The organism is Diplocloster modestus (assembly GCF_019042245.1).
Taxonomy (GTDB): domain Bacteria; phylum Bacillota; class Clostridia; order Lachnospirales; family Lachnospiraceae; genus Diplocloster; species Diplocloster modestus.
The window spans coordinates 111,274-121,685 of the sequence record NZ_JAHQCX010000018.1; the positions used below are offsets into that span (position 1 = coordinate 111,274).

7 protein-coding genes and 6 tRNA genes are annotated in these 10,412 nt (G+C 43.5%); 3 read left to right on the plus strand and 10 right to left on the minus strand.

Going from position 1 to position 10,412, the window contains the following annotated elements:
* Positions 1-49 precede the first annotated feature (49 nt).
* From KTH90_RS20465 to KTH90_RS20475, 3 genes are all read left to right on the plus strand, one after another.
* Positions 50-679, plus strand: a complete 630-nt coding sequence (locus KTH90_RS20465) for a sensor histidine kinase (protein WP_238727395.1) — start codon at positions 50-52, stop codon at positions 677-679.
* 90 nt (positions 680-769) lie between these two features.
* Positions 770-1,882 carry a ComEC/Rec2 family competence protein gene (locus tag KTH90_RS20470; protein ID WP_238727396.1) on the plus strand — a complete coding sequence of 371 codons (1,113 nt, stop codon included), beginning with the start codon at positions 770-772 and terminating at the stop codon, positions 1,880-1,882.
* Positions 1,883-1,991: 109 nt separating this feature from the next.
* Entirely contained in the window at positions 1,992-2,714 is a 723-nt protein-coding gene (locus KTH90_RS20475; protein ID WP_158351341.1) for a CAP domain-containing protein, read from the plus strand.
* Positions 2,715-3,003: 289 nt separating this feature from the next.
* Here KTH90_RS20475 and KTH90_RS20480 read toward each other — a convergent pair whose 3' ends face one another.
* From KTH90_RS20480 to KTH90_RS20525, 10 genes are all read right to left on the minus strand, one after another.
* Complete coding sequence (locus tag KTH90_RS20480; RefSeq protein WP_158351342.1) at positions 3,004-4,392, minus strand: MATE family efflux transporter; 1,389 nt, start codon at positions 4,390-4,392, stop codon at positions 3,004-3,006.
* A gap of 166 nt (positions 4,393-4,558) precedes the next feature.
* A complete protein-coding gene (locus tag KTH90_RS20485; RefSeq protein ID WP_238727397.1) occupies positions 4,559-6,025 on the minus strand; it encodes an aminotransferase class I/II-fold pyridoxal phosphate-dependent enzyme in 1,467 nt (488 codons plus the stop codon).
* Entirely contained in the window at positions 6,015-7,685 is a 1,671-nt protein-coding gene (locus KTH90_RS20490) for a zinc-ribbon domain-containing protein (protein ID WP_238727398.1), read from the minus strand. The genes KTH90_RS20485 and KTH90_RS20490 overlap by 11 nt, the downstream gene beginning before the upstream one ends.
* Before the next feature lie 239 nt (positions 7,686-7,924).
* A complete protein-coding gene (locus KTH90_RS20495) occupies positions 7,925-9,151 on the minus strand; it encodes a zinc ribbon domain-containing protein (RefSeq protein WP_158351344.1) in 1,227 nt (408 codons plus the stop codon).
* Between the two features lie 517 nt (positions 9,152-9,668).
* Positions 9,669-9,741, minus strand: a tRNA-Lys gene (locus tag KTH90_RS20500).
* Positions 9,742-9,763: 22 nt separating this feature from the next.
* Positions 9,764-9,836: transfer RNA gene (locus KTH90_RS20505), tRNA-Phe, on the minus strand.
* A 31-nt stretch (positions 9,837-9,867) separates the two neighbouring features.
* A tRNA-Met gene (locus KTH90_RS20510) sits at positions 9,868-9,941 on the minus strand.
* 86 nt (positions 9,942-10,027) lie between these two features.
* A tRNA-Tyr gene (locus KTH90_RS20515) sits at positions 10,028-10,109 on the minus strand.
* A 14-nt stretch (positions 10,110-10,123) separates the two neighbouring features.
* Positions 10,124-10,196, minus strand: a tRNA-Val gene (locus KTH90_RS20520).
* A 24-nt stretch (positions 10,197-10,220) separates the two neighbouring features.
* A tRNA-Asp gene (locus KTH90_RS20525) sits at positions 10,221-10,294 on the minus strand.
* Positions 10,295-10,412: the final 118 nt, after the last annotated feature.

Genomic DNA, 10,412 nt, shown 5'->3' on the forward strand with positions numbered 1-10,412 from the left:
ACTACTAAAAATGCACGAAACCGAAATAAACGCCCTAAACTCCGAGCGTATGTCCGAATACTACAGAAACCTGGCCGGCAACACTGAAGAAATCCGGAAATTCCGCCACGACATGCGATACCATGCCCAAGTCATCGACACCTATCTTACACAAGGTCAGACCATGAAAGCCCGAGACTATCTGCAGACCAACATCGGCCATCTCAGTTACCGAAACATCATATACATAGAAGGCCTTCCGGTAGTATCCGCGATCCTATCCGACATCCAGGCCAAATGCAAACTATTAAATTACAAATTTGAGCCGGAAGTATATGTCAATTACATTCCGATGGAAGACGACGACATTTCCGTTATCATCGGTAATATTCTGACCAATGCCCTGGAAGCCCTGAAAAAGGATAGCACAGACGACCGCTTCATTCTCTTCGAAATCAAAGCGACGGCAGAAATAACCATAATCTCCTGCCGAAATCATTACATCGGAAAGCTGCTGCCAAAAGGAAATCTCTATCGCACTACCAAACCCAACGCCTCCAACCACGGATATGGATTAAATACTATTCAGGAAAGAGTAAGCAAATACGACGGGGTTATGGAAATCATACCAAAAAATCAGGTTTTCCACATTCAGATCTTCCTGAAAAATAATGATCCACCATCAACTGCCAAACCGTAAAAAACTACTACAAAAACGAAGAGACATCGAAGGTTGAACAAAATGTTCACCTTACCTATATGTGCAGAAAACGCACACAAGGAGGATATCATGAATCATCAAACCCATTTACAAAATCAAAACCGGCGGAAACACTCCCAGGTCCTTTCCTGTATATCCGCCCTTTTCACCGCATTTCTGCTCCTGACAGGCTGCAGCGGCACCGCCGCCTCACCAACCGGTTCATCCGCCGCCTCAACGGTCCCCTCCGGAACATTGGAAGTCCACTATCTGGACGTAGGGCAGGCAGACTGCACTCTTCTTATCACACAGGACGCCGCCGTCATGATAGACGCCGGCAACAGAGACGATGCCCAAACCATCCTTCAATACCTGGAATCCCTTTCCATTGACTCTCTGGATGCCGTAATATTTACCCATCCCCATGAAGATCACATTGGATCGGGAGCCGATATCCTGGAAAATATACCTACAGATACCGTCTATATGAATACGGATACCCCTGATTCAAAAGTATACAAGGATTTGGTCAACACCGCAAACCAAAAGGGGCTTACCCCCATTCATCCCTCCCAGCACGATACCTTTACCTTCGGAGACTGCCGGCTGGAATTTCTGCAGACAGGAACCGACTATGAAGATACGAATGACAATTCCCTGATCTTAACAGTAACCCACGCAGATAACCGCTTCTTATTTACCGGAGACGCAGGTCAGGCGCCGGAAAAAGATCTTGTGGAGGGTGGGCTGTCCCTTCAAGCAGATGTATTTCAGGCCGGCCATCACGGCAGCGAATATTCCAACTCCTATGTGTTCCTGAGAGCCGTGAATCCCCCCAACGCCGTAATTTCCTGCGGCAGGGATAATTCCTACGGTCATCCGCACGAAGCCGCTCTCAGCCGATTCCGGGACGTAGGCGCCACCATATACCGCACCGACACCATGGGAACCATCATCGCATCCAGTAACGGAACCGACATCACCTTTGACCAGCAGGGTATCAAGAGCGACAGGGACCACGTCGATGATACCAATGGTCTTTATGATCTCCCCGAATCTTCCTATATTGGTAATGTAAATTCAAAAAAGTTTCACACCGACGCATGTCCTTCCCTTCCTGCTGAAAAGAACCGGTTATATTTTAACAGTCGGGATGAAGCGCTGGATGAAGGATACGAACCCTGTCAGAATTGTAAGCCGTGATTTACCTCCCAGAAACTACCATTGGCTCCCTTTCTATTTTATGTTATTATCTTTTTGTAACAAATATGTAACAATTATGTAATATTTATAAGAAAGAGAGGTACTACATATGTATCAAATGGCAGCTATGCTTCTGGCAACTACAATCGCAGGCTCTTCTGCAACCGGTGGAATGCCCACCGCTGATTTAAATAAAATCTGCAACCAGCCCGGAACAAAAGATTGTCCCATCGTCCAGCAGGTTACGGGAACGAGCCTGGAAGATTTAAAACAACAATTAAAAGATATGGGTATCCAGATTGACTGGAATAACTGTCCGGACTTCAATTTCCCCGGTGTTGACATGCCCAATCCGGACAAGCCCGAGACAGATAAACCTGAGACGGATAAACCCGAGATCACTCCTCCGCAGACCGATCAGCCCGGTACCGAATCCCCCGATGAGACTCCTTCTGAAAACAGCTATGCAAAACAGGTCGCAGATCTGGTAAATGAAGAAAGAGCCAAGGTGGGACTGGCGCCGCTTACCTTTGATCTGAATATCTCCTCCGCAGCGCAGACCCGGGCCAGAGAAATCGAGACTTCCTTCTCACATACCAGACCCAATGGTTCTTCCTTCAGCTCTGTTCTGAGCGAAGCCGGAATCAGCTTCCGCGGCGCAGGTGAAAATATTGCGTGGGGTCAGAGAAGTCCACAGGAAGTGGTAACCGGATGGATGAACTCCGATGGACACCGCGCGAATATTTTAAATAAAAACTACACCTCCATCGGTGTTGGTTACTATCAGAACGGTTCCGGTACGAATTACTGGACTCAGTTATTTACTTACTAAACTATACATTATTGAGCAGCGAATGCTGCGAACCCGCCCGAAGGGCATGCATTAAGGGATGCTGTAAAGTATACATTATCGAGCAGCGAATGCTGCAAACCCGCCCGAAGGGCATGCATGAATGGGATACTGTTCCGTATAATTATTATTTCTGATTAAAAACAAATTTTAACTAAAACAGACCGCTGCAAAAAGGATATTTCCCCCTCCTTTTTGCAGCGGCCTTTCTCTTCACTTCTAATCCTACAGATCAACCGGACTGATTCATTTTCCGGATCAACCGGACTGTTTAATTTTCCGCAGCAGCCAGCACCTGTTCCTGCTCATTTTCCAACTGCCTTTCCTTCCAGCGCCCCATAAAATCTTTTATTAAGGAATAATAGGCGATGATAAGAGGTACCGATGCACAGAGCCACGCAAACGGGCTGGCCAGGCAGATCACCATATAGCTGCCAATCCCTTTCCCCACGAATGCCACGACTACACGGGCGAAAAGCTCACAGCCGCCGGCGATCAGGGGAACTACGCCGCGTCCCATCCCCTGCAGTGCGTTCCGATATACAAACAACAGTCCCAGCAGCCATTCAAATACGCCATTTGCCACCAGATAAATTCCGGCGTAGTGCAGGATTTCATCGGTCGGATCCGTTATGAACAGGCGGACCAGCCAATTACCGGCCAACAGCATAATCGCCATAGCGAAGAAACCGAACACAAAGGACAGCATCACACTTTTCTTTATCCCTTCCCTGATTCTGGGAATATGGCCCGCGCCCAGGTTCTGGGCACAGAAGGTGGATACGGTCACACCGAGTGAGGGGAGCGCCTGCACTACCAGCTGTTCCATCTTATTGGCTGCAGTATAGGCAGCTACCACGGTTGAACCGAACACATTTAGCGCGCTCTGCAGAATGATTGCGCCTACGGCTGTTATCGAAAACTGCAGCGCCATCGGAAGGCCCAGGGAAATCTGATATTTCACACAGTTCTTCTCCAGACGCCAGTGTTCCCTATGTATCCGAAGATTCGGAAACTTTTTAAACATATAGATGAGACAAAGCACACCGGCGATTCCCTGTGACAAAATGGTGGCGTAAGCCGCTCCCTTAACTCCCATGTAAAAAACAATAATAAACAGCAGATCCAGAAAAATATTCAGTACCGCCGAAATAATGAGAAAGTATAGGGGCGTCTTACTGTCACCCACTGCACGCATAATGCTGGCCAGCAGATTATATAGCACAACCGCTCCTGTACCGGCGCAGATAACCACGATATAATCATAGGCATCCTGAATGATATCTTCCGGCGTATTCATTAATTCCAGGAGCGGGCGCATACCGATGATACTGATCGCCGTAATCACGATGGTAATCACGATCGATAAGACATAGGCCGAAGCCACGGTCTTTTTCATCCCCTCCACGTCTCCTGCTCCAAACCGCTGCGCGGTTAATACCGTAAATCCCGCTGTCAGCCCAAGCATAAATCCCTGGATTAAAAACATAATCGTCCCTGTGGACCCCACGGCTGCCAAAGCCTGGACCCCCACATACCGGCCCACGATTATGGTGTCAACCATATTATACAACTGCTGAAATACATTTCCAATTAAAAGAGGAACCGTAAACCATAAAATCAGCTTCATCGGGCTCCCCTTGGTCATATCTCTTTCCATGTGAATCCCTCGCTATCCTTTCAATTTAAATGTATTCTTCCTGAGCTTCATTGAAGTAAAATACTTGCTTCTGAATCTCATTGAAGTTAATACAGAATAGCACAGTTTTTTCCAACTAGAAAGAGACATAGTATACAATAATAATTGTATTTTTCCGTTAATATGATCAGTTTTCACAGCGCCTGATCTCGTCCAGAATTTCGATCGATTCCGCCGTAAAATCTTTCATTCCCTGAACATTGATTCCTTGTTCTTTCGCCCGGCAGATCAGCTCCACGGCCTTATTTGAGATAATCTCCCCAGGCGCGATCAACGGTATCCCCGGAGGATATTGATATACGAATTCTCCGCTGACAGACCCTGCGCTATCCTCCAGCAGGACACTCTTTTTTCTGTACTGATCTGCTTTCCAGATAGTCATGGCGGTTTCATTTGCCATCTCAGCATCTTCATCAGCGGTATCGGCCGCCTCTGCATAATCACGATACTTCCCATCCGCCACACACTGCCGGTCGATCTCCATCAATGCGCTTGTAAGCCTCTGAAAGCCCTCTTTTGTGTCCGCAATGCTCGTAAGTGCCAGAACATAGCCTGACGTTTCCATTTCCATTTCCAGATGATATCTATCTCTCAAAAGGCTGCTCAATTCTTTTCCGTTCACATTCGCCCCGGCTGTAGTGATCAACAGCTTGGACGGATCCAGATCTGCCCCTCCGCGCCTGACAGCATCTTCTTTGCTAAATAAATGCAACTTCTGCATATGGCTCAGCTGATCTCTGACAACAGAAAGTTTATGGTAAAATGCGTCAAATAACTCCTCTTTTCTCCGGGCCAGTAATCCGATACAGCTGTCGATACTGGACATCAATACATAAGAAGGACTGCTGGTCTGGTAGATACTCAGATACCTGCGGATCTTTTCCCGGTCGGCCAATGACCCGTTCAAATGTATCAGCGCTGTCTGGGTCATGGAAGGCAGCGTTTTGTGCAGACTGTGGATAACTACGTCCGCGCCTTTCCCGACAGAATTCTTAGGAAACCGCGGATCAAACCCAAAATGTGCCCCATGTGCCTCGTCCACAATTAACGGAATTCCACATTTGTGGACGATTTCCACAACTTTATCCACATTTGACACAACACCGTCATAAGTGGGCGAAGTCATTACTATTGCTTGTGTATCGGGATTTTCTTTCAGCAGTTTTTTTAAGTTATCCACAGGTAATCCACAATTTACACCATTTACGGGATCCATGCGGGGCATCCAGTAGATAACTTCCAGATCATTTAAAAAGGCGGCATGATATACCGCCTTGTGACAATTTCTTGCCATAATTATTTTGCCGCCCCGGGTCGTACAGCCGGCGATCGCACTGAGCAGGCCGGCCGTACTGCCATTGACCAGAAAATGAGTCTCCGATGATCCATATAACATAGCCGCACGTTCCTGTGCTTCCTTCAAAATCCCTTCCGCATGATGCAGGTTATCAAAGCCGTCAATCTCCGTAATGTCAATGCCGAATGGATCTTCAAAAGGATACAGCATCTGCCTTTTATGTCCCGGCATATGGAACCCGTAAAAATCCGAACGGCCGTAAGCCTGCAGCTTGGCATACAGATTACTATTCATCATAATTATAAACTTCCACACCTTCCAATTGCAGCTGCTCCAGTACACTGGTATCTGTCACCGGATTACCGGATACATCCACATACGTCAGATTGCCAAGAACGGCGAGTTTGGAGATATCCTGCACCTTATTCAGAGAAATATCCAGATACTCCAACTGGCCCAGACCTTCCACAAAGTCTATATTTGATATGCCGTTTTCAGAAATACCCAGGTGCGTCAGACTGGTCAGGTTAGCCAAACTGTCTGTATCACAATAAAGGGTACACCAGTTCATATTCAATCTCTCCAGCTGATTCAGGGAACAGATATTGACAAAATTATTCTCATCAAAGCTGCCGCTGTAAAAGCTGATTTCTTTCAGCTGTGGCAGATTATTTATATTCAGGGCGGACAGATCCATAAAGTAACCCAATTCCAGACTTTCCAGATTCGTCAAAGTAGTTAAGTCCGGAATTTCCTCAGCGTAATCCAGATCCACACTGAGCTCTGTGAGGCCCGCGCATTGGGAGATCGGGCTCAAATCTTTGAGTGCTTCATTATAAAAGAGATCCAGATATTTTAAATTCGGAAGATTCTGTACACCTTCCAGAGAATTGATTACATAATTCTCTTCAATGGACAATCGTTCCAAACTGGTTAATGGAAGGATATCCTCCAGGTTTGTAAAGCTGGAATTGTACAAATTCAGCTCTTTCAGATTCGTAAATTGATCCAAACCGCTTAAATCTGTAATATAATCTATCCCAATCCCCTCCAGCTGAGGAAAATCGTTAAATACATCCAGGTCGCTGTAACCATAGACCGTGTTATATAAAAATAAACCTCTTAAATTCTGCAAAGCCTTATAGGAGGAAACGTCCTCCAGATATGCACCGTCCAGCACCAGCCTGGTCAGACCTTTGAAGCGAGCCAGATCTTCGGCCTCAAGGTACGTGTCCTCCACATAGGTATAGTTCACGTAATCGTCAAAATACTCATCGCTGCCGTCATAATCATAATAATCCCTGTCACTGAAAAAAATATCAATACTGCCGTCATCATAGTTATCTGAAATCTTCAGGTACCGGATCGCGCTGATTTCTTCCTCTGTCACAGCCGCCGACGGCTTATCAAATATAGCCTCCATAATTTGATCAATTCCATCATTTGAACTGAATTCTGTGGATGGATAATTATTTTGCGGAGGCTCCGTCAATGTATATTCCTGATGATAGAAGCGATTGGCCGCATTCTGAAATGCCATAACCGTAGCCCCGATCAGAACCACTACGACGCAGATTCCCAGAATAACTGTAAGCACCCATTTATTACTCTTACTGGCATTAGTGCCGGCCGCCCCTCTCCCTGGGAAGGAATCATAGGGATTATATTGTGAGCCGGCCTGTCTGGCTGGTCCTGAATTGCTCATATGTGAGGTATTCTGATTCGAATTCGAGGAAGAACGATTCGAATCGGATGTGCTTCCTGCCGACCCCTGTGCATTTTGTTTTTGATACGGCGGTCCTGCATATTTCTGGGAATTAGCTGTATTCGTGTTGCCGTACGTATTAAATGTTGCCGGTGTTCCCTTCCTATTTCTCAATTTCTTTCCGCAGAAAGTACACTTTTTTGCATTGGGCTCCAATGGCATCCCGCATTCCGGACATCGGTTATAATCCATATTGAAATCTCCTTGTACTTTAATATATGTATACCTGAACTTACAGAAACGTCTCTCATCATACGGATCTAAAATAATTATACGGATATTTGTAATAAAAAGCAAACAAAACACTTGGTTTCAAAATAATAAAGTCTTTACATGACTGTTGTGAATTGGAATTCACTGACTCGATCAATCACATATTCTCAATCTAAAAAGGCACATAGCCGTTAAACTATATACCTTTCTTAGAATTATTATGGTTCTATAGAAGATCCATCAGAAAACACAATGCTTGTAACCTCATAGATAAATTGTAAGTCTTCAAACCTTGTATTGAATAATTTCATATCGTCATCTATAAATTGATTACACTCATAACTTAACTCGGATTCCCTATAGGATGCCCCAGGATCTATTGTATTTCCTGTAAAATCACATCCCATACTTAATATCTTCTTGCCGAATAAATCATTAACCGTAAGAACCCCTTCTACTCCGACAACTGTTTTATCACTATTATTAGTAATCAAAAAAACAAAATTAGCATAATTATTAAAAATCCAATTAGAAGAATCCATTGGGGTTTCACTTTTATCCTCTACAACTACCTTCACATATTCTTCTGATTTTAAATTAGTATACTTTTCTATTAATTCTTCCAAATCTTCACTTGAACCCAAAACTGATATTATTTGCTCTATCGTTTCAATTGCTTTCGTATTTTGCTTGTTTTGGCTATAGTTTTCAGCTTCTGCTAACAGCTGCGATTTATATGTATCGGTTAGACTTTTAATTTTAGTTTGAGCGTCGGTATAAGATTCATCTTCTTTAATTACTTCTATATAATTTTTTAGTGCGGTACTGATATCTCCACTTTTTTCTGCTTCTACAGCATTTGTATAAGCTATTCTCGAATGATTGAGATCATCCAATTTTTGTTTAATAGATCTTGCATAATCATTAGAAGGTTCATTTATTAAGTAATTTTCCAGTTTTTTAATCGATTCTTCATAAGATAATTTTTTTCTACTATATTGCTTATATATATCATCCATCTCTAAATTTAGTTGTTTTTCCAAAACATTAATTAATTCGGTGTTTCCTTCTATTTTTTCATTATATAATGACATAGCCTCCTCACTCTTATTACCATTAAATAAACGGATATATTTTTGTACAGGATTAGCATTCATTTTTATAACTAAAAAACCGATAATACTAAATACTATTATTACGCCTACTATCGTTATAATAATTACTGGTGTCCTTTTACTTTTCTTTTGTACAGGATTATTTTTACTAACAGGACATCCACAATTTGGACAATATTCATCAGTTTCAGCTAATTCTGCTCCACATTCCGCACAAACTACAAACACTTTTCCAATTTCTTCTTCAACAAAAACTTTCCCACAATGAATGCATTTTTTTGCCTTATCCGAAATATCTTGTCCACATTCAGGGCATTTAATTATTGCCATAATTTTATATCCTCCCCAGCATAAAATATATATTAATATTATAAACCATTTTTAAATAATAATCTATAGATTTAAGTGTTGAGTATCCGCCCCTGAAATAAAAAAGTAAATTCCACTCCCCTTTTGTCTAGTGGAGTTTACTCCTGCACAGTTGATGTATACTCTTTCATACAGATGTAATATGTTTGTAATTCCTTCTGACAGTAGTAGACGGAGATTTTATGAGTAAATACGTCCCAGGTAACCAGAAACATTTCTCTCTGCTAGACCGTGTTTTTATTGAAAACTTTTAAAATATGTCTGATTCTGACCTGCTTGATCTGCATGAATTCCTTACGGAAGATGATGATCTGGATAACGATGAATTTGAAGAAGGATTTTATATTGACCTCTTTTAAGCATCGTCTGCTTGCTTTGCCCGCATTTTGCGGGTTTTTTTCATCAAAAGTCCGCCATTTGGCGAACTTTCCTAATACATCAAAAAACGATTAGCAATACATATTACTAATCGTCCAAATGAGACATCGGGGATTCGAACCCCGGACAACTTGATTAAAAGTCAAGTGCTCTACCAACTGAGCTAATATCCCATACCAATATTAAGTTTATAAATGCCCAGAACCGGAATCGAACCAGTGACACGAGGATTTTCAGTCCTCTGCTCTACCAACTGAGCTATCTGGGCGTTTTTTGACAGACAAAAAATCTGTCCTGAGTAGCGGGGATAGGATTTGAACCTATGACCTTCGGGTTATGAGCCCGACGAGCTTCCAGACTGCTCCACCCCGCGTTATTTAATTATGTGCATAACTCTTATAAAACTCAGTTTCGTTGTGAAACTCTCCGCTTTCAGCGGATCTAATAATTATTATGCAGTGGATGGAGAAGGATTCGAACCTTCGAAGGCGTTGCCAACAGATTTACAGTCTGCCCCCTTTGGCCACTCGGGAATCCATCCATATACGATAAAAATGGGACCTACAGGGCTCGAACCTGTGACCCTCTGCTTGTAAGGCAGATGCTCTCCCAGCTGAGCTAAGATCCCAAATTAATAAGAAAGTCAAAAAAGCGACCCAAGCGGGACTCGAACCCGCGACCTCCGCCGTGACAGGGCGGCGCTCTAACCAACTGAGCCATTGGGCCTTAAAATGTACCTTCAAAACTACACACTGTAAAAATCATTACCATCCGTTCGGCTCTCTTACAAGCCTCTTATCTCAAACCACCAGACCATTCTGGTCAAGCCCTCGACCTATTAGTA